The sequence below is a fragment of the Amycolatopsis sp. NBC_00355 genome, from assembly GCF_036104975.1.
Classification (GTDB): domain Bacteria; phylum Actinomycetota; class Actinomycetes; order Mycobacteriales; family Pseudonocardiaceae; genus Amycolatopsis.
This window is the reverse complement of sequence record NZ_CP107982.1, coordinates 2,704,987-2,724,170: the sequence shown is the minus strand read 5'-3', so window position 1 is coordinate 2,724,170 and position 19,184 is coordinate 2,704,987. Positions and strand designations below refer to the sequence as shown.

16 protein-coding genes and 1 tRNA gene are annotated in these 19,184 nt (G+C 71.6%); 10 read left to right on the top strand and 7 right to left on the bottom strand.

Going from position 1 to position 19,184, the window contains the following annotated elements; translation table 11 throughout:
• Window positions 1-216 precede the first annotated feature (216 nt).
• Window positions 217-774, bottom strand: a complete 558-nt coding sequence (locus tag OHS18_RS11250; RefSeq protein ID WP_328616933.1) for an ester cyclase — start codon at window positions 772-774, stop codon at window positions 217-219.
• Window positions 775-882: 108 nt separating this feature from the next.
• Here OHS18_RS11250 and OHS18_RS11245 point away from each other — a divergent pair, with 108 nt between their 5' ends.
• On the top strand, window positions 883-1,518 hold the full coding sequence (locus OHS18_RS11245) for a TetR/AcrR family transcriptional regulator (RefSeq protein WP_328453286.1): 636 nt from the start codon (window positions 883-885) through the stop codon (window positions 1,516-1,518).
• 97 nt (window positions 1,519-1,615) lie between these two features.
• Here the strand turns inward: OHS18_RS11245 and OHS18_RS11240 are convergent, their stop codons facing one another.
• The 3 genes from OHS18_RS11240 to sigK form a co-directional block, all read right to left on the bottom strand.
• On the bottom strand, window positions 1,616-3,421 hold the full coding sequence (locus OHS18_RS11240) for a GAF domain-containing SpoIIE family protein phosphatase (protein WP_328616932.1): 1,806 nt from the start codon (window positions 3,419-3,421) through the stop codon (window positions 1,616-1,618).
• A gap of 133 nt (window positions 3,422-3,554) precedes the next feature.
• Window positions 3,555-4,265 carry an anti-sigma factor gene (locus OHS18_RS11235; RefSeq protein ID WP_328616931.1) on the bottom strand — a complete coding sequence of 237 codons (711 nt, stop codon included), beginning with the start codon at window positions 4,263-4,265 and terminating at the stop codon, window positions 3,555-3,557.
• Entirely contained in the window at window positions 4,262-4,879 is a 618-nt protein-coding gene (gene sigK, locus OHS18_RS11230) for an ECF RNA polymerase sigma factor SigK (RefSeq protein ID WP_328453292.1), read from the bottom strand. The genes OHS18_RS11235 and sigK overlap by 4 nt, the downstream gene beginning before the upstream one ends.
• Window positions 4,880-5,078: 199 nt before the next feature.
• Here sigK and OHS18_RS11225 point away from each other — a divergent pair, with 199 nt between their 5' ends.
• The 4 genes from OHS18_RS11225 (at window position 5,079) to OHS18_RS11210 (ending at window position 10,363) form a co-directional block, all read left to right on the top strand.
• Window positions 5,079-6,662 (top strand): molybdopterin-dependent oxidoreductase, encoded by a 1,584-nt coding sequence (locus OHS18_RS11225; protein ID WP_328616930.1) that lies wholly within the window; start codon window positions 5,079-5,081, stop codon window positions 6,660-6,662.
• Window positions 6,663-6,774: 112 nt separating this feature from the next.
• Window positions 6,775-7,452 carry a fasciclin domain-containing protein gene (locus OHS18_RS11220; protein ID WP_328453295.1) on the top strand — a complete coding sequence of 226 codons (678 nt, stop codon included), beginning with the start codon at window positions 6,775-6,777 and terminating at the stop codon, window positions 7,450-7,452.
• Between the two features lie 152 nt (window positions 7,453-7,604).
• Window positions 7,605-8,639, top strand: coding sequence for a fatty acid desaturase family protein (locus tag OHS18_RS11215; protein WP_442875366.1), 1,035 nt, complete (start codon window positions 7,605-7,607; stop codon window positions 8,637-8,639).
• 236 nt (window positions 8,640-8,875) lie between these two features.
• Window positions 8,876-10,363 carry an amidase gene (locus OHS18_RS11210; protein ID WP_328616928.1) on the top strand — a complete coding sequence of 496 codons (1,488 nt, stop codon included), beginning with the start codon at window positions 8,876-8,878 and terminating at the stop codon, window positions 10,361-10,363.
• Between the two features lie 82 nt (window positions 10,364-10,445).
• Here OHS18_RS11210 and OHS18_RS11205 read toward each other — a convergent pair whose 3' ends face one another.
• A complete protein-coding gene (locus tag OHS18_RS11205; protein WP_328616927.1) occupies window positions 10,446-11,087 on the bottom strand; it encodes a TetR/AcrR family transcriptional regulator in 642 nt (213 codons plus the stop codon).
• A 115-nt stretch (window positions 11,088-11,202) separates the two neighbouring features.
• Between OHS18_RS11205 and OHS18_RS11200 the strand changes: the two genes are divergently transcribed.
• From OHS18_RS11200 to OHS18_RS11180, 5 genes are all read left to right on the top strand, one after another.
• Entirely contained in the window at window positions 11,203-12,195 is a 993-nt protein-coding gene (locus tag OHS18_RS11200) for a 4,5-dihydroxyphthalate decarboxylase (protein WP_328616926.1), read from the top strand.
• Between the two features lie 122 nt (window positions 12,196-12,317).
• A complete protein-coding gene (locus tag OHS18_RS11195) occupies window positions 12,318-13,310 on the top strand; it encodes an amidohydrolase family protein (protein WP_328616925.1) in 993 nt (330 codons plus the stop codon).
• 82 nt (window positions 13,311-13,392) lie between these two features.
• Window positions 13,393-13,470 (top strand) — tRNA-Arg (locus OHS18_RS11190).
• A 77-nt stretch (window positions 13,471-13,547) separates the two neighbouring features.
• Window positions 13,548-14,867: an SDR family NAD(P)-dependent oxidoreductase gene (locus OHS18_RS11185; RefSeq protein WP_328616924.1), complete on the top strand. Its 1,320-nt coding sequence runs from the start codon at window positions 13,548-13,550 to the stop codon at window positions 14,865-14,867.
• Window positions 14,864-15,973 (top strand): ribonuclease inhibitor, encoded by a 1,110-nt coding sequence (locus OHS18_RS11180; RefSeq protein ID WP_328616923.1) that lies wholly within the window; start codon window positions 14,864-14,866, stop codon window positions 15,971-15,973. Before OHS18_RS11185 ends, OHS18_RS11180 begins: the two co-directional genes overlap by 4 nt.
• Here the strand turns inward: OHS18_RS11180 and OHS18_RS11175 are convergent.
• Window positions 15,970-17,784: an AAA family ATPase gene (locus OHS18_RS11175; protein WP_328616922.1), complete on the bottom strand. Its 1,815-nt coding sequence runs from the start codon at window positions 17,782-17,784 to the stop codon at window positions 15,970-15,972. The genes OHS18_RS11180 and OHS18_RS11175 overlap by 4 nt on opposite strands.
• Window positions 17,781-19,166, bottom strand: coding sequence for a vWA domain-containing protein (locus OHS18_RS11170; RefSeq protein WP_328616921.1), 1,386 nt, complete (start codon window positions 19,164-19,166; stop codon window positions 17,781-17,783). The genes OHS18_RS11175 and OHS18_RS11170 overlap by 4 nt, the downstream gene beginning before the upstream one ends.
• Window positions 19,167-19,184: the final 18 nt, after the last annotated feature.

The window sequence follows — 19,184 nt, the reverse complement described above, 5'->3', positions numbered from 1 at the left end:
CATTCGGTTTTCCAGGGAGAATCTCCTCAGCGCCCCGGACGCTATTCCCACCTGCTTGAGCCGACGCGAACAGCAGATGGCCTGTTCACGTCGGTTCCCTTACGTCGCGCGCCATCGAGGCAGGGCAGGGCGCGAGGGGGCAACGGCGCCTTTCGGTCATGACAATTCCTGTCCGGTTCGGAATTCGCGTGGCTTTGCCGCGAATCGCGTCCGCGGTCAGGCGAGTCGTGCGGCTTCCTCCGCGGCTCGGGTCACCGACTCCGCCGCGCGGCGGAGTGAACCGGTCAGCGTTCCGCGCGCCATCGCCAGGAGTACCGCCGGCTTCGGTGGGAAGGCGCCGAGCTGGCCGAGCATCGTCAGGTCGTCCCGCACCGCCTCGTGGGTCGTGACGCCGTCCGGGCCGACGCGCAGCACGTGGATCTGTTCGAAGTCCACGGCCCGGCCGGTGGCCGGCAGGATCTTGTCGGGTTCGCCGTCCCGGAACCGGACGAACGGCCGGTTCTGCACCCCCTGCATCCGCAGCCGCACCCAGGCGACGCCGGCGTCGAAACCGGCGTCGGTCACCGGAAAGCGCAGGTCGTCGAAGGCGGCGCGCATCCAGGCGCCCGAGGCGAGCAGCGCGCCCGGCCCGGGGACCGAGCAGGCGGGCGGAGCGACCGCGGCCTCCCGGTTGACGAACGTCGGTGCGGCCACGGACCGCGCGAGGCCGGCGTCGCCGGTCACCAGGACCTGGAAGACGTCGATCGCGGACCGCAGCTCGGTGCTGGTGTTCACGGGGTTCCCTCCTCGGACCGGACCACGGTGGATCCGGTGTACCTCCATATAATGATAGTAACGCATTACTGTCAATGGTATGCGTGACGGTGAAGTACGCTGAGCGGCGTGACGCGCCCCTACAAGTCCGCCAGGCGGACGTCCGCGGCGGCGGAAACCCGCCGTGCGGTGCTCGCGGCGGCGCTCGCCCTGTTCGAAGAGCGGGGTTACGTCGGGGCGACGCTGGCGGAGATCGCCACGCGCGCGGAGGTGGCGGTCAACACCGTCTACACGAGCGTCGGTGGGAAGCCGCAACTGCTGATCGAGCTGATCGGCGAAGCGGCGAACAACGACCAGATCGACGCGTCGCTGCGGAGGCTGAACTCCGCCCGGTCCGGCCGGGACGTCGTCGCCGAAGTCGCCGAAGGCACCGCGGCGGTGTTCCGGGACCGCGCCTGGCTGCTCGGCGCGCTGTACGACAACGCGGGCACCGAACCGCTTCTCACGGAGGCGGTCGAAAGCGCGGAGGCCGCGTACGCCGCCCGGCTCGCCGAAGCCGCGGCCCGCGTGGCGGCCCTGGGTGAGCTCCGCGACGGGATCGACATCGCGACCGCGTCGGACATCCTCTGGTTCTACTTCGGTTTCCGCCCGTGGCGGGACCTCCGCGCGCGCGGCTGGTCCTGGGAACGAGCGGGCGCCTGGCTGGGCGCGCAGGCCGGTCACGCGCTCCTCGCCGAGCCGCCGGGCGACGCCGCCGTGCTGTGACGGCCATCAGATGTCTGCTGTGTCCACACCGGACGCTTCGGCCGGAGCCGGTTCGGCAGGCGGGATCTGCCGCTGCGTTGCCGGCCGCCGGACGACCTCAGGTACCGATGGCCAGCAGGACCACGTCGTCTTCGTGCCCGCCGGGCTCCAGCAGGTGCGCGAGCACGGCGTCGGCCACCGCCTCCGGGGGCTGCCCGGCGAGCCGGGCGAGCAGCGTGCGGAGGCGGTCGATGGCCTTGTCGAGGTCTTCGCCGCGTCGTTCGACGAGCCCGTCGGTGTAGAGGAACACCAGGTCACCCGGGTCGAGGGTCCTCCGCTGGTCCGTGCGGTGCCGGGTCCGGAAGCCGAAGTGGCTGAAGAGGACGTCGTGCTCGGTCAGCAGCTCCGTGCGGCCATCGGCGTGGACCAGGACCGGGGGCGGGTGCCCGGCGTTGGTGCTCGTCAGCTCCCAGCGGCCGGTGCTGTCCGGAGGCCGGCTCAGGTGCGCGTGCAGGAGGGTGCCGCTCGCGGGGATGGCCAGCCCGGTCAGGGCGGTCTCGAGGGCTTCGACGGTCGCGGCGGGCCCGGCGTCGGGCAGGTTCCACGCGGTTTGCCGCATCATGCTGCGGACCTGCCCCATCAGGGTGGAGGCGTGGACGTCGTGGCCGGTGATGTCGCCGACCGTCACGGCCAGGGCGGCCGCGCCGGGGAGCGGGACGGCGTCGTACCAGTCGCCGCCGACGGCTTCGTCGGCCTCGGACGGCCGGTACCGGGCCGCCAGCCGCAGGCCGGGCACCGACGGCAGGTCCGTGAGCATGGCTTCCTGCAGCTCGCGGGCCACGCTGATCCGCCGCTCGAGCTGGCGGACGCGTTCGAGGGCCTGGGCGGTGTAGGTCGCCAGGGTGGTGATCACGGCGCGTTCGGCGCTGTCGAGCGTGTGCGGCTGGTCCCAGCCGAGGGTGAGGACGCCGAGGACGTCGCGGCTGCCGACGAGCGGCGCGCAGGCCGTCGCGTGCAGGCCCAGGTCGCGGTAGAGGCGGCCGACGGCGTCGGGGAACTCCGCGTCGATCGCGGCCGGGTCCTCGTAGCACTGCAGCCGCCGTTCGCGGAACGCCTTGGCCGTGGCCAGGGGCGCGTCGGCCGGGAAGACGCCGAACTCGGTGGTGTCGGCGGTGGCGGGCCGGCCGGGCTCGGGCACCCGGCGCAGCATCCCGCCCGGCTCGGCGACGACCAGGCCGATGTAGGTCGGCCGGTGCTCGGCGGAGACGAACCAGCTGATCTCGTGCCGGATCTGCTCCAGCGTCCGGCTCCCGGCCAGCGCCTGGGCGGCGCTGAGCAGGATCTCGTTGCGGGCGTGCGCGCGGTCGAGCTGGGTGGCCAGCTCGTCCCGGCGGTCGCGGTCGCGCTTGCCCTGCCGGGTGGCCAGGCGCAGGCGGATCTCGGTGGCGCACATCGTGGCCAGGTCCGTCAGCGTGGCGACTTCGTCGTCGGTCCAGGTCCGCGGCCGGGTGTCGATCGCGCACAGCGAGCCGAGCACGCGGCCTTCGGAGTCGGTCAGCGGGATGCCCGCGTAGGCGACGACACCGAGGTCGGGGATGGCCAGGTTGTCGCTGGTCAGGGCCACCGTGCGGGCGTCGGTGAGGACGAGTGGTTCCCCGGTGATGACGACGTGCTGGCAGAACGAATGGCTGAGCGGCGTCTGGCGGGCGGTGGCCCACGGCTCGGGGAGCCCCTGCATGCCGGGGAAGACCTGGCGGTCCGGTTCGACCAGGGACACCAGCGCCACCGGGACCTGCAGCTGGACCCGGACCATGGCGGCGAACCGGTCCATCGCGCTGTCCGCGCGGGCCGAGAGCCCGCTGTCGTGCAACGCGCCCGTCCGCCCGGGGTCGCAGAGGACCAGGTCGGGTCTGCCGTCCGGCACCGGGCTCGCCTCCCCGTCTCCGGGCGGTCCGGAGCACCAGGACAGCGTAAGTGGTGGGCCCGGGCGGACCGGGCGAGCGGGGCACCGGATCGCGGTACCCCGCTCCGCCGCGTCATGGTGGCGACGGGTCCGGTCAGGCCAGCGGAAGCCGCGCCGCGGCGGCGGTGGTCGGCTGCGGCGAGCCCGCCGAGGGTTCCGTGGTGACGGCGATCCGGTCGGTGTCGCCCGGCAGGACCGCGCCGAGCGTCCCGTCGCCCGCCGGCAGCAGCCCGGCGGACTGCGGCCCCCGGGGGCCGATCAGCCAGACCTGGTAGGCGTGCGCGGCGTCGAGCGCGGGCAGCCCCGAGGCGGCCACGACGACCCGGCCGAGCGACCGCGAGAGGGTCGCGGTGGCCGCGCCGCCGCCGGTGCCGCCGGCCCGGACGGTGACCGCGTCCGACGCGTTCTGGACCTGGGTGGAGCCGGCGACCGGAACCGGGGTGGTGCCGGACTGCGACCGGCCGATGCCGACGCCGCCGGCCAGGATCGCGGCGGCGGCCGCGATCGACGCGGTGACGATCGCGGCGCGCCTGCGCCACGAGTGCCGGGTGGCCGGGGCCCGGCCCACCTGGGGCGGGACCTGCCGGGTTCCGGCGACCGCGGTGAGCACCCGGCTGCGCAGGCCGCTGCCGGGCACGGCGTTCATCGCGGCGCCGAGGCGGGCGGCGGTCTCCCGGAACTCGCGGACCTCCGCGGCGCAGGTCGGGCACTCGGCCAGGTGACGGTCGAACGCGGCGCGTTCGAGGTCGGTGACGGCGTCGAGGACGTACGCACCGGTGAGGGTGTGGACTTCGGCGGTGGTCATCGGGTCGCTCCCAACGCGTCCCGCAGGCGGATCATGCCGTCGCGCATGCGGGTTTTGACGGTGCCGATGGCGACGCCGAGCTTTTCGGCGACCTCGCGGCAGGTGAGTCCGTGGAAATAGGCGAGCAGGATCGATTCCCGCTGCAGGTCGGTGAGCACGGCCAGCGCCTGCCGGACCAGGTCGCGGTCCACAGTGGACATCGTCGCCTCGGCGACGTCGTCGTACGGGCGGCGCGTGTCGAGCAGGTCGGAACGTTCCTGCCGGTCGCGGGCGGACTGCTCGGAGCGGACCCGGTCGATCGCCCGGCGGTGCGCGATCGTCAGCGCCCAGGTGCTGACCTTCGCCCGCGTGGGGTCGAACTGGGCGGCCTTGCGCCAGATCTCGAGCAGCACCTCCTGGGTGACCTCTTCGGAGTGCGCGCGGCCGCGCAGGACCTGCAGCACGGTGCCGAAGACCGGGCCGACGAGCTGGTCGTAGAGCAGGGCGAAAGCCCGCTCGTCGCCCAGCGCGGCTCGCCGGAGGAGTTCTTCGGGCGTGGCGGGCACGTCGTCCGGGTGGGTCCCGGGAGGACGGCGGAGGAGGGTTGCGGTGGTGGCGCGTGCGGCGGCGGCCATGAAGATCCTTCCCGGCCGGAGCCGAGCCTGTGACGCAGCGGGTCGCTGCGAGCGGCCTGTCCCAAGATGTTCGAGATCGGTCCCGGTGCGTATTGGTCGCCGGTTCCTCCAAGCCGCCGGCGCACCCCGTCCGGGTGATTGCGGTGTCGGGAAGGTCACGGGACCAATACGCCGGGCCGGGCAGACCCGAACGTCGGGTATGACCGCAACGGAACTGGCTCGCCCCGAGACACCCGCGCCATCGGGCAAGACGCGGCTGCGGTTCTTCGCGGCCGCCTTCACCGGAGTACTGGCCCTGGCCGCGGCGCTGGCCGTCGGGCACCTGGTGGCCGGGTTCATCAGCATCAACGCGTCGCCGTACCTGGCGGTGGGCAACGGGGCGATCGACCTCACCCCGGTCGAGCTGAAGGACTTCGCCGTCCGCACGTTCGGCACCTACGACAAGCTCGTCCTGCTGGGCAGCATGGCCGTGGTGATGGTGCTGGTCGCCGCGCTCGCGGGTGTCCTTTCGCGACGGTCGCCGGTGCCGGGCACCGCGCTCATCGCCGTGTTCGGCCTGGTCGGCGCGTTCGCCGTGTACCAGCGGCCGGACCTGACGATCGTCGCGCTGCTGGCCCCGATCGCCAGCCTGCTCGTCGGTGTCGCGGTGTTCCTTCTCCTGCACCGGATCGCCCCCCGCGTGTGGCGTGACCCGGAGTCGGACGAGAAGACCGGCACCTCGCGGCGGCGGTTCCTGATCGGCGGCGCGGGCGTCGTCGTGGGCGCCGGCGCGGCCGGCCTCGGCGGGCAGCTGATCAGCTCGTCCCGCGACGCCACGGCGTCGCGGGAGGCGGTCGGCAAGCTCGTCCCGGCGCGGACGGCGCCGATGATCCCGGCCGACGCCGACTTCGCCAAGCTCGGCACGCCGCCGTTCCTGACGCCCAACGACAAGTTCTACCGCGTGGACACGGCGTTGTCGGTGCCGCAGGTGCGGACCGAGGACTGGAGCCTGCGGCTGCACGGCATGGTCGACCGCGAAATCCGCTTCAGCTACAACGACATCCGCAACCGGCCGCTGGTCGAGCGCACCGTCACCATGACGTGCGTGTCCAACGAGGTCGGCGGGGACTACGTGTCGACGTCGAACTTCATCGGCGTCGACCTGGCGGACCTGTTGCAGGAGGCCGGCGTGCAGCCCGGCGCCGAGCAGTTGTTCTGCACCAGCGTGGACGGCTGGACGTCCGGAACGCCGGTCGTGGCGGCGCAGGACCGCGGCCGCGGCGCGATGCTCGCGATCGGGATGAACGGCGAACCGCTGCCGCTGGAGCACGGGTTCCCGGCGCGGCTCGTGACACCCGGTCTTTTCGGTTATGTGTCGGCGACAAAATGGGTCGTGGACATCGAAGTCACGACCTGGGCCGCGCGTCAGGCCTACTGGCTGAAGCGGGGTTGGAGCCAGGAGGCGCCGATCAAGACGGAGTCGCGGTTCGACTCGCACCGCGGGTTCGCGAGCGTCCCGACGGGGAAGGTGCGCGTCGCCGGGGTCGCCTGGGCGCAGCACACCGGGATCGAGAAGGTCGAGGTGCGCGTGGACCAGGGTCCGTGGCAGGAAACCACGCTGTCGCAGGAAGTCAACCTCAACACCTGGCGGATGTGGTGGACCGAGGTCGACCTGCCCACCGGGGTGCACCAGGTGTTCTGCCGCGCCACCGACAAGTCCGGCTACACCCAGACCGACATGCGCGCGGGCACCGTTCCCGACGGCGCGACCGGCTGGCACAACGTCACGTTCACGGCCGCCTGAGAAAAACTTTCCCCGCGACCAATCCGGTTCCCCGGGGGTTCCGAATTACCGGCAACACCACGGAAACCGCTGAATTTCCGTCTCACCCGCGCAATCCTCTGGAGTGAATTTCATGAGCAAGCTTCGTATTGCCGGTATCGGCCTCACTGCGGCCGCCGCGCTCGCCCTGACCGCGTGCAGCGGCAGCGACACCGCGTCCTCGGGCAGCTCCAGCGCCCCGGCCCCGGCCCCGTCCTCCTCGATGGCCGCGCCGTCCTCCAGCGCCGACTCGGGCGCCTCGAACGGCATGACCACCAACGCCGACGTCTTCGGCCCCGCCTGCAGCCAGCTGCCGCAGGGATCCGCGCCGGGCTCGCTCGACTCGATGGGCCCGCAGCCCGTCGCCTCCGCCGCCTCGACCAACCCGCTGCTCACCAAGCTCGTCGCCGCGGTCAAGGCCACCAACCTGGTCGACACCCTCAACAGCGCCCCGGCCATCACCGTGTTCGCCCCGGCCGACCCCGCCTTCGCCGCCCTGGGTGACGCCAAGTTCAACGAACTCGCCGGCAAGCCCGCCGAACTGTCGCCGATCCTGCAGTACCACGTCGTCGGCAAGCGTTACGACGCCAAGGGCCTCGCCTCCGCCGGCACCCTCGACTCCCTCAACACCGCCGGTGGCCCGCTGAAGATCGAAGGCACCGGGGACAACATGACCGTCAACGGCGCGAAGATCCTCTGCGGCAACATCCCCACCAAGAACGCCACCGTCTTCGTCATCGACAAGGTGCTGACCCCCGGCACCAACAAGTAAGTCCTGACAGCTGCCCACGGTGGTCTCCGATCGAGGCCACCGTGGGCAGATCCATGTCCGGACTTCGTTTGGCCGGCCGCCGTTGCGGGAACCCGGAGCCGGAACGAGTTGCCCCGGACCTCGGCGACGTGAGGTTCTGTGGAAGGAAGATCATGCCTGCGCTCCCAGGGGCAACACCAGCGAGTACCGCGTCCGGTACCTATCCCGAGCTGTCCCGGGTTCTTCGGGACTCCGGCCTGATGGACCGGCGTCACGGCTACTACTTCGCCAAGATCGGCCTCACCGTGGCGGTCTTCGCCGCCGGGTGCGCCGGGTTCGTGCTGCTCGGCGATTCGTGGTGGCAGCTGGGCAGCGCGGTGTTCTTCGCCGTGATGTACGCCCAGCTGGCGTTCCTCGGCCACGACGCCGGGCACCGGCAGATCTTCCGGAGCCGCCGGGCCAACGACCGGGTCGGCTACGCCCTCGGCGGCATCGTCGGGATGAGCTACGGCTGGTGGATGGGCAACCACACCCGCCACCACGCCAACCCCAACCACGAAGACGACGACCCCGATCTCGACATCCCGCTGCTCGCCTTCACCCGCGGCCAGACCGACGGCCGCCGCGGGCTCTTCCGCTGGACTGCCCGCCACCAGGCGGCGCTGTTCTTCCCGCTGCTGCTGCTGGAAGGGCTGAGCCTGCACCGGTCCGCGATCACCGCGGTGTGGCGGGACGAGGTCGAGTTCCGCACGCGCGAAGCCGTCATGCTGGTCGCGCACCTCGCGGTCTACCTCACCGCGGTGTTCGTCGTGCTCTCCCCGCCGGTGGCGCTCGCCTTCATCGCCGTGCACCAGGGCCTGTGGGGCGTGTACATGGGGTGCTCGTTCGCGCCGGGCCACAAGGGAATGCCCACCTACGCCGACGAGACGAAGCTCGACTTCCTGCGCAAGCAGGTGCTCACCAGCCGCAACGTCCGCGGCGGCCCGTGGGTCGACTTCGCGCTCGGCGGGCTCAACTACCAGATCGAGCACCACCTGTTCCCGAGCATTCCCCGGCCCAACCTGCGCCGCGCGCAGCCCCTGGTCCGGGCGTTCTGCGCCGAGAACGGGATCGACTACGCCCAATGCGGGCTGCTGCGGTCGTACCGCTACGTCCTGGCGCACCTGCACGACGTCTCCGCACCTCTGCGGGTCCAGGCCGGTCGTTGACGGGCGGCCGCGGCGGCGACAAGCCGACTTCTCCGGCGAGCAGCCGGGAATTGAGACGTCCATCCTGTTGCGGGATGCGGCAATTCATGGCTCGCGGGGGTGGAGCCGACCCCCTTTCGGCGCTGTGACCTGCGGCGGGCCGTCTTCGACGGCGGAACGAACGCAGCCCGACCGGCTTCACTGTTGTGCGAATCGGAATTTCGTGCCCGCAGAGGCCGGTCGTTAGCTTCGAATTCATGGAATGGACCTTTCACCCGGCCGAAGAACTCGTTTCCGCGTTGCGCGCCGGTGCGGTGACGTCGGCGGAACTGACCGACGAGGCGATCGCCCGCATCGAGCGCGACGACGAGGTGGTCAACGCGATCTGCGTGCCGGACTTCGACCGTGCGCGGGCCGCCGCGCGCCGTGCCGACCAGGCGCTCGCGCGTGGGGAGGACCGGCCGCTGCTCGGCGTCCCGGTGACGGTCAAGGAGTCGTACAACATCGCCGGTCTGCCCACGACCTGGGGCATGCCGGCGCACCGGGACTACGTGCCGGCCGAGGACGCGGTCCAGGTGTCGCGGCTCAAGGCCGCGGGCGCGGTGGTGCTCGGCAAGACCAACGTGCCGTTGGGGCTGCAGGACATCCAGAGCTTCAACGACATCTACGGCACCACCACCAACCCGTGGGAGCCCGCTCGCACCTCGGGCGGGTCCTCCGGCGGCTCGGCGGCGGCCCTGGCGTGCGGGTTCGGCGCGCTGTCCCTCGGCTCCGACATCGCCGGCTCGCTGCGCACCCCCGCGCACTTCTGCGGCGTCTACGCGCACAAGCCGACGCTCGGGCTGGCGCCCGCCCGCGGGATGGTCCCGCCGGCCGAGCCGGCCTTGCCGGTCGAGCTCGACCTCGCCGTCGTCGGTCCGATGGCGCGCACCGCCCGCGACCTCACGCTCCTGCTCGACGTCATGGCCGGCCCGGACCCGCTGACGCACGGCGTGGCGCACCGGGTGGCGCTGCCGCCCGCCCGCCACGAGCGGCTCGGCGACTTCCGGGTCCTGGTCCTCGACGAACATCCGCTCCTCCCGACCGGATCCGCCGTGCGGGCGGGCGTGCACCGGGTCGCCGCCGCGCTCGCCGACGGCGGCGCCCGCGTCGAACGGCACAGTCCGCTGCTGCCCGGTCTGACCGAAGCCGCGACGCTCTACATGCAGTTGCTGGTTTCGGGCTCCGTCGCGCGGTTTCCCGTCGATTCGCTGGAGCAGCTGCGGATCCGCGTCGCCGGGCTGAGCGCGGACGACCGGAGCCTGGACGCCGAGCGCTTGCGTGCCATGGTGTTCAGCCACCGCGACTGGCTCGAGGCGAACTACCGCCGCGAGATCCACCGCCACGGCTGGCGGCGGCTGTTCGCCGAGTTCGACGCCGTGGTGTGCCCGATCACGCCGACACCCGCCTTCCCGCACGACCACCACCCCGACCCGCTGGAACGCCGGATCGCCATCGACGGCGTCGAGTACCCGTACTTCGACCAGCTCGTCTGGGCCGGTCTGGCCACCATGCCCGGCCTGCCCGCCACCGCGATCCCCGCGGGCCGGTCCCCCGAGGGACTGCCGGTCGGAGTGCAGCTCATCGGCCCGCTGTTCGAGGACCGCACCCCGCTGCGGCTGGCCGAACTGCTGGAGCGGAAGATCGGCGGCTTTGAGGCACCGAAGCCGGGTGTTCCGGCCGGGCCCGCGCCTGCCCGCACGTGAGGAGGACCGCCGCCGCACAGCGCGGTGACCTCGGCTTCGGACCGGCTGGCTCGGACCTCCATCCTCATCGGGACAGGCGTGGTCAGCCACGCTCGCGGAGAATTCCGGTATCGCCGAGGGCGATGCGGACGTCGCGGATGAAGCCGGCGGTGTCGTCGAGGCCGAATGCCGTGTGCTGCAGGACAAAACCGTGCAGCAGCGCCATCACCACCCGTGCTCCGCGGTCGGGGTCCAGCCCGGCCGGGACGCTGCCTGCCCGGCGCCCGTCGCGGAGGGCGTCCGCGATGCGTGCGCGCACGCCCTCGAAGCCCGCTTCGGCCCGCTGCCGCAGCCCGTCGTGTCGTAGCAGTTCGCCCCACGCCTGGACGGCGCAGCGCAGCAGTTCGTCGACGGGGACGGCCTGGCCCGCCCCGTCGACGGCGACGTCGCCGCTCACCGGCTCGATCGCGGCCGTGACCAGGTCGGCGATCGTCACGTCGCCGTCCGCGTCGACGAACCGCTCGACGGGGGCGAACATCACCCGGAAGGCGTCGCCCGCAATCTCGAGGATGAGCTCTTCCTTGCCGGCGAAGTAGCGGTAGGGGGCACCGACCGACACGCCCGCTTCGGCGGCGATGTCGGGCATCGAGGTCTGGTGGAAGCCGTCACGCGAGAAGCAGCGCCGGGCCGCGGCCACGATCAGCGACCGGTTCGCCGCCCGGTGCTCGGCGGTGATGCGGGGCACAGGCCACCTTCTTCCGTGAATGATCATTCGCCTTGACGATAGCAGGGGCGCGGGGCACGATGAAAAATGAAAGGTCGTTCACGGAAGCGGCCCGCGAGGCGAAGGAGGACTGGACATGACCGGCCCCGAGCTCAAGATGGGCGTCTACCGGTACGAGCACACCGAGCCGCTGTTCGACGGGCGCGTCGAGATCGACGCCACCCTGGAGACCTCACCGCTGATCTCCGACGTCTTCCAGCGCATGGCCGAAGGTGACCTGGACATCGCCGAGTACGGGCTGACCTACTTCCTGCGTTCGTTCGACCTGCCCGGCTCGCCTTTCCTGGCCCTGCCGATCTTCCCGAACCGGAACTTCCGTCACTCGTCGGTGTTCGTGAACGTCGACAGCGGGATCGAGCGGCCGGAAGATCTCGCGGGCAAGACCGTCGGCGAGTTCGCGCTGTACGGCTCCGACCCGGGTGTCTGGGTGAAGGGCGTCTTGGCGGACGAACACGGTGTGACGCCGGACCGGATCGAGTGGGTGATCGGCGGCACCGACCACCCGATCCCGTCGTTCGACTGGATCCCGCAGCCCGTCCCGGACGGCGTGCGCGTCCGCCACGCCGCCGGCGACCAGACTTTGGCCGCCCTGCTCGAAGCGGGGGAGATCGACGCCCTGCTGTCGGTCGACGTGCCGCGGAGCGTGCTCGACGGCTCGACGAAGAAGATCCGCCGGCTGTTCGTCGACTACGAAGCGGTCGAGCGGGACTACTACCGCCGCACCGGCATCTTCCCGATGATGCACGTCGTCGCGCTCCGCCGGGAACTGGCCGAGGTGCCCGGCCTGGCCGCGTCGGTCTACCGGGCGTTCAGCCAGGCCAAGGACATCGTGCAGGAGCACTACCGGGCCAATGCCGCGAAACAGCACATGGCCGTGATCACGCCCTGGTTCAGCGAGCTGTTCGCGGAGAACCGCGCGCTGCTGGGCGAGGACTGGTGGCCCTACGGGCTCGACGCCAACCGCAAGGCCGTCGACACTTTCCTGCGCTACCACCACGAACAGGGACTGTCCCGGCGGCTGCTCACGTCCGAGGACATCTTCGTCCCCGGGATCGGAGCCTTCGCGTGAGCGGGCCGGCCCTGCGCGTGGGCACCATGTCCTACGACACCTCGCACACGGTGCTCCCGTAGGCGAACGCGCTGGTCGAGCGCGCCACCGCACGACGCTCCTCGACACGTGAAGGAGATCTCGTGAACATCATCGGGCTGGAAGAACATTTCGTGACCCGCGAAGTCGTCGACGCGTGGCGGGCGCTGGACCCCGAGTGGCAGGATCTGGCGCTGACGCCGTCGACGCAGGGGGATTCCGCCCGCCGGCTGGCCGATTTCGGCGAAGAACGGCTCGCCGCCATGGCGCGGGCGGGCGTCGACGTCCAGGTGCTGTCGTTGAGCACCCCGGGCGTGCAGAACCTGGCGCCGGCCGAAGCCGTCGCCCTGCAGACCGCGGCCAACGACACGCTCGCCGAGGTGACCCGCGCCCGTCCCGGCAGCTTTCAGGGCCTGGCGACGTTGGCCACCCCGCGTCCGGCCGCGGCGGCCGCCGAGCTGGAGCGCGCGGTGACCACGCTGGGCCTCGACGGCGCGATGGTCTTCGGGCGCACCAGGGACCGGAACATGGACGAGCCCGAGTTCTGGCCGATCTACGAGGCGGCGGACGCGCTCAGGGCGCCACTGCACCTGCATCCGCAGTCCCCGCCCCCGGCGGTGCGCGGCGCGTACTACAGCGGATACGGCGCTCGGGTCGACGCCGCCCTTGCCACGCACGGGATCGGGTGGCACCACGACAGCGGCGTGCAGGTCCTCCGCCTCATCCTGAGCGGGGTGTTCGACCGCTTCCCCGACCTGCAGGTGATCGTCGGCCACTGGGGCGAGATGGTCCTGTTCTACCTGGACCGCATCGATTCGCTGACCGAAGTCGCCGGCCTGCGGCGACCGGTCTCCGACTACTTCCGCACCAACATCCACCTCGCGCCCAGCGGCATCCTCAGCCGGCGCTACCTGCGCTGGGCGACCGAACTGGTCGGCGTCGACCGCATCCTGTTCTCGACCGACTACCCCTTCGTCAGCACACCGCCGGGCGGAGCACGCGACTTCCTGACGCAGGCGCCCCTCGGCGACGCGGACCGCCTGAAGATCGCCTCGGGCAACTGGGACCGCCTCCGCGCCGCCATCCGGCGCGGGTGATCCGCCGGTGCGGACGCTCTTGCCGATAGCCGCCGGACAGCCCCGCGTGAGGTTCCCGGCGGGAGGATATGATCTCGGCAATGCCAGGGTCGTAGCGCAGAGGCAGGCGCACTGGACTGCGGATCCGGAGCACGTCGGTTCGAATCCGGCCGCCCTGGCAGGCTCGGTCCTGTTGCGCGGAGGCAGGCGCACCGCCCTCCCGAGGCGGATCCGGCCGGAGTCGCAGGAGGGGACCGCATGATCACCGAGGCCGAACTGGCGGCGTTCCACGAGACCGTCGCGCGGCTGCGGGCGCTGCCGGTGGACGACCCGGCACGGTTGAAGGCCGAGCGGGTGGCGGAGTCGTTCGCTCGGGAGGGCCGACAGCTCCGCAAGAGGGTGCGCACGGCCGGACGCGCCGAAGCGGACGCGGCGGTGGACGCGGCCACGGCGACCGGAGCCCCGGACCGGCGCGAGGACGCGCCGCTGCAGCCGGTCCCGGAGGCGGTGGCACGCCCGTTGGCCCGGAGCAGGCGGTGTTACGTCTGCAAGGAGCCCTACCAGCTCGCGGACGCGTTCTACCACCGGCTTTGCCCGTCCTGCGCGCAGGAGAACGCCGAACGCCGGAGCGCGAGCACCGACCTGACGGGACGCCGTGCGTTGCTCACCGGGGGACGGGTGAAGATCGGCTTCCAGTTGGCGCTGATGTTGCTGCGGGACGGCGCCGAACTGCTGGTCACGACCCGGTTCCCGCGCGACGCGCAACGCCGTTTCGAGGCGGCGCCGGGCAGCGAACGGTGGCTGGACCGGCTGACGGTGCTCGGCGTCGACCTGCGTGATCCACGCCAGGTGCTCGGCCTCGCCGAGTCACTACGCGCGGACGGCAGGCCGCTCGACATCCTGGTCAACAACGCCGCGCAGACCGTGCGGCGGCCCCCCGAGTCCTACGCGGCGCTGATCGACGGCGAGACCGGCGGGCTGCCGTCGAACGTTCTGCTGGCCCCGGGATTCAGCCCGATGCTGGCGCTGGGGCAGAGCCACGGTGCTCTGGCTCTCGCCGAGATCGACGAGGCGGGGCTGCTGCCCGACACCGCACCGGTCAACTCGTGGTCGGTCCGCGTGGGCGAACTCGACGCGGCGGAGGTGCTGGAGACGCAGCTGATCAACGCGCTCGCCCCGACCCTCCTGTGCGATCGGCTGCTGCCGCTGTTGCTGGCCTCGCCGCACCGGCGCCGGTACGTAGTCAACGTGACCGCCGTCGAGGGCCGGTTCACCGTGCGGAACAAGACTTCCGGCCACCCGCACACGAACATGGCCAAGGCGGCGCTCAACATGCTGACCCGCACCAGCGGGCCCGAACTCGCGGAGCAGGGCGTCTACATGTGCTCGGTTGACACCGGCTGGATCACCGACGAGAACCCGATGCCGAAGAAGGCCAGGGTCGCCGGCGACGGCTTCCGCACGCCGCTGGACATCGTGGACGGTGCGGCGCGGGTGTACGACCCGATCGTGCGGGGCGAGCAGGGTGCGCCGAGCGCGGGCGTGTTCCTCAAGGACTACCGGGAGGCGGCGTGGTGAGTCGGCTCGAACCCCTCCTGGAGTGGCTGCGCACCGGCACGGCCACCACCGAACGGCGGGACTTCCCGACCGGCACGGCGCTTCCCGACGGCCGGCTCGACCTGTGCAAATCGGCACTCGGTCCGGACGCCGCGGCTTTGGTGGCGGAGGCGCTGCGGCCCGGCGTGATCAAGCACCTTCTGCTGGGCACGGACGGACTCGGCGACGGCGCGGCCGAGGTCGCCGGCCAGGCCGTCGAGCGCGAGGTCGAGACACTCTACCTCGGCTGCAACGGCATCACCGCGGGCGGCGTGTGCCGGATCGCGGACAACCTGAGGATGTCGCCGCAGGCCGGCAAGGTGACCGGTGTCTGGCTCAAGCGCAACCCGATCGGCGACGGGGACGCGGCGGCCGCGCTCATCGAGTCCGCGCGCTCGTTACGCACCTTGGATCTGGTCCAGACCGGCCTCGACGCCGACGGCGTGGCGAAGGTGGTGGCGGCGATCCTCACCGCGGCCGGGGCCGGCCGCCGCATCGAGCGGCTCTACATCGGGGGCAACCGGCTCGGCCCGGCCGGTGCGACCCACCTGGCAGCCCTGCTGGCCGTCGGCGCGGTGACCGAGCTGTACGTGTCCGCGGCCGAGCTGGGCGACGGGGGTGCGCACACCATTGCCGAGGCGCTCGCGCCGGGGAGCTTGCGCCGGATCTCCCTGGCCAGCAACGGGATCGGCCCGCAGGCGACGGCCGGGCTGGTGATCTCGGCGGCCCGTGCCGGGGTGGAGGTGTGCGATCTCGGGCGGGTGAAGGCCGCGAAGGTCCTCGACGCCCGGGACAACCAGCTGGACGAGACCGCCGCGACGGCCATCGCCGGCGCGCTCGCGGAACGGCCACACGGACTGCGGCACCTGGTGCTGAGCAACACCGGGCTCGGCAGCCAGGCCGCCCACCGGCTGCTGGACGGCGCCCAGCGAGCGGCCACACCGACCCGTTTCGTGCTCGGCAAGGGCATCGCCACCAGCATCAGGCGTCGGCTCGACATGGCGAGTGTCGCGATCCCCGAGCGGCCGGCGGTGGCGGCCGATGTGGCCGCGGTGCGCAGCGTGCACCGGCAGCCGCCACCGGTCTAGCGCGGCAGCTTCGTGAAAACCTCGATCCAGAATCGCTGCCGGTCGTCGGTCACCCCGACCAGATAGGTGGCCCGGAGTTTGGGTGGCAGCAACACGACCAGCCGCGCGACGACCTTCCGGTGCCGGCGCAACTGCGACAGCTCGGCGTTGGCGAGCACTTGGTGCACGACATCGCTGCCGTCGCCGCCCTCGGCCGACGCCGACTCGGACCGCAGCCGCGCCACCCACCGGTCCGCCTGCCGGGCCAGCTCGGCGAGCCCGGTCACCGGCCGGTGGGCCAGCCGGTCGATCAGCGCGGTCAGCGGCACCGGCGCGTACTCGCCGTCACCGAGGTAGATCGTGCCCAGCTCCAGAGGCAGGCCGCGCTCGTGCAACTTGACGAGCCGTTCGATGGTCCGCTTGGTGATCCACTCCCGGCCCTCGTCGTCGATGTCGTGCTTCCACCACTCCAGCACGGTTTCCGCCACGCTGCCGTACTTGCGGATCAGCCACTCGTTGGCCGGGATGTCGGCCGGCTCGACCACCAGCGACGCGGTGAACCGGGTCGCCTGCGCGATGTTGTTGCGGGCCACCAGGAGCTTGCGCCCCAGGTGGTAGGGCGGGTTCTGGATCGCCACCTGGGCCCGCAGGTTCTCGATCGGCCGCCCGGCCAGTGACCACTCCTGGGTGATCTCCATCAGCCGGGCGAACGCCGCCTTGTCCTTGGGGCGGTTGTACTCGTCCCACACGATCGCCTTCGGCTCGCGGCCGGTGAACGGCCGCGCCAGCAGGTTCTCGAGCGTGCCGTCCGACGTCGGGATCGGCGTGCACAGGTCCTCGACGTTGGTCACCGGCAACGAGAAGTACAGCGGGTCACGGCCGAGCTCGGCCCGGATCGTCTCGCGCACCAGCTCGGTCTTGCCGCAGCCGGGCGGGCCCTGCAGCAGCACGCTCCAGCGGTTGCGCAGCGCGGCTCGCAGTACCTGCCGGACCGGATCCGGGATGGTGGCGGGGTTCGGCACGCCCAGCGCGTCGGCGAGCCGGCCGAGGATCTCGGTGGTGCGGTCCACGGTTCGCTTGCCGCGCGTCTCGACCAGCCGCAGCCGCTCGCCATTGACCAGCGGAAGCGCCCAGCGCAGCGGGAACCTCTCCCGGGCGAGGGCCAGGACGTGCTCCATCGTGCGCGGGGACAGCGCCTCGCGCAGCTCGGGTCCGAGCGCGTTCCACACGCCGAAGAACGCATCCAGATCCCAGCTGCGGTGGCGCGCCGCGAGCGTGCTCCGCCACATCGTGTCGTTGGCGGTCATCCGCACGGTGACCATGCGGTCCAGGATCGCGAGGTCGCTGCGCCGCGCGGAGGTCTCGGCGAGCGACTCGTTGTCCGTCAGGAACACACCGACGCAGCCGAGCGCCCGCAGGTCGTGCTCGCCCAGCGTCCAGTTGCACGCGATCTGCATGAGCTGCGACTGGATCGTCTCCGCCGCCTGCAGCGAGTCGTCGATCAGCAGCACGAACGGCTTGCCCGGCCGCAGCTGGCTCATCACCAGCTGCCGCAGCACGAACTCGCCGTCCTCCCGCACCGGGGCGTTGATCAGCAGGTCGTCCGGGGTGAGGTTGGCGGCGGGCACGAACACCAGCGCGGTGCCGGGGTGCGCCTCGGCGATGTGCGAGAAGAAGGTCGCGGTCTTGCCGATGCCGTGCGTGCCGAAGATCTGGCCGGTCTGGCCGATGTCGATCATCGCGTCGATGAAGTCGGCCAGCCGTGAGCCGCCTTCGGGGGCGGTCCGGTAGGTCGCGTTGGGCCGCCAGGTCGTGCGCTGGGTCTCGGTCATCGTTCTCTTCCGGTCACGGGCCGCACCCGGTGGCAGGCCATGGGTGGGGTGTGCTGGTCGGGCCAGTCGTCGCCGCCCTCGGTGATCAGCCAGATCCACTTGTCCGGTTCGGCCGGTGTCACGTGGGGGGCATACCCGTCGGTGAGCACGACCACGGCGTCCGGACGTTCCTCGAAGTGCTGTCCCTCCACTGCGGACCGCCCCTCGACGTAGTCGACGACCGCCTGGAAACTGGTGCCGCCACCGCCGAGGACCGGTTCACCCGGCCGGAACGGCAGCACGACACCGTCGAATGCCAGCCAGTGCGCCTGCACACCGTCGATCCCGCCGACCAGTTCGGTCATCCAGCTCACCACGCTCGAGGGCATCGACCCGGAGGTGTCGTAGGCGATGACCAGCACCTTGTCCCGCACCGGCCCGCGTCGCGACAACATCGGTTCGTGGCCGAGCGCGGCCAGCACGGCGCCGTGTTTCTTCGGGTACACCAGCCGCTCGCCCTCGCGCAGCTTCGATCCGAGGACGTCGACCAGCCACCGCTGCCACCAGTCGACCCGGCCGGTCCGGGCCGTCATGCCCCGCAGCACACCTGCGCCGAGGGTGCCCCAGATCCGGCTCGCCGTCTCTTCGGTGCGTCCCATCAGGTCGAGCAGCTCCGACTCGGCACCGGTGTTGCCGCGGCGGGCCGCCAGCAGCGAGTTCAGCAACGCCGACGACACGGCCGCGTCGACCGTCTCCTGGTCCGCCGGAAGCCGATGGGTCAGGTGGACACACACCGGGGCCGGCACCGGCGGGTGCTTCATGCGCTTGAGTTCGGTGTAGACGGTCATGTCGGTGCAGATGAAGTCGCCGTAGGCCAGTGGCTCCAGCCGGTGTTCGGTGAGGTCTTCGACGTACCGTTCGTGGACGTCCGCGGGGTCGACGCCGATCGATTTCCCGTCCAGGACGGGAAGTCCCCGGCCCAGCCGCACCGTCGCGACGTGGTTGATCGCCACCTCGGCCGCGAGGGTGAACACCGGGTCCTCACGCAGCTCCGGATCGGCGAACAGGTGCCGGTGCACCAAGTGCCTGGCCTCGTGGAACAGCACGAACTTGACACCGTCCAGCCCGATGCCGGCGAAGAAGGCGGGGTTGAACAGCAGGAGGCACGTGCCGTCGCCGGACGCGACGACCGCGGCGGTGTCGATCGCCGTCGTGGCGACCTGGTGCCGGCACTTGGCGAACAGCCACGAGCCGACCACGGATTCGGTGAGACCGAAGTCGAGCAAGGCGGCCTCCTTGAGCCGTTCCGCCTCGGCGATCACGTCGGGCGAGGCCGGTCGCCAGTTCGCCAGCGCCCGCCGGTCGGTCAGGTCGATGACTGGCAGCCGTTTCCGGAAAACCACTTTCCCCCCTGTAACATC

Excerpts from the sequence above, each read along its gene's own strand:
- OHS18_RS11185 (WP_328616924.1), top strand. The coding sequence starts at position 13,548 with ATGATCACCGAGGCCGAACTGGCGGCGTTCCACGAGACCGTCGCGCGG.
- sigK (WP_328453292.1), bottom strand. The coding sequence starts at position 4,879 with ATGGCCGCCGCCGCACGCGCCACCACCGCAACCCTCCTCCGCCGTCCT.
- OHS18_RS11235 (WP_328616931.1), bottom strand. The coding sequence starts at position 4,265 with ATGACCACCGCCGAAGTCCACACCCTCACCGGTGCGTACGTCCTCGAC.
- OHS18_RS11225 (WP_328616930.1), top strand. The coding sequence starts at position 5,079 with ATGACCGCAACGGAACTGGCTCGCCCCGAGACACCCGCGCCATCGGGC.
- OHS18_RS11215 (WP_442875366.1), top strand. The coding sequence starts at position 7,605 with ATGCCTGCGCTCCCAGGGGCAACACCAGCGAGTACCGCGTCCGGTACC.
- OHS18_RS11210 (WP_328616928.1), top strand. The coding sequence starts at position 8,876 with ATGGAATGGACCTTTCACCCGGCCGAAGAACTCGTTTCCGCGTTGCGC.
- OHS18_RS11220 (WP_328453295.1), top strand. The coding sequence starts at position 6,775 with ATGAGCAAGCTTCGTATTGCCGGTATCGGCCTCACTGCGGCCGCCGCG.
- OHS18_RS11175 (WP_328616922.1), bottom strand. The coding sequence starts at position 17,784 with ATGACCGAGACCCAGCGCACGACCTGGCGGCCCAACGCGACCTACCGG.
- OHS18_RS11200 (WP_328616926.1), top strand. The coding sequence starts at position 11,203 with ATGACCGGCCCCGAGCTCAAGATGGGCGTCTACCGGTACGAGCACACC.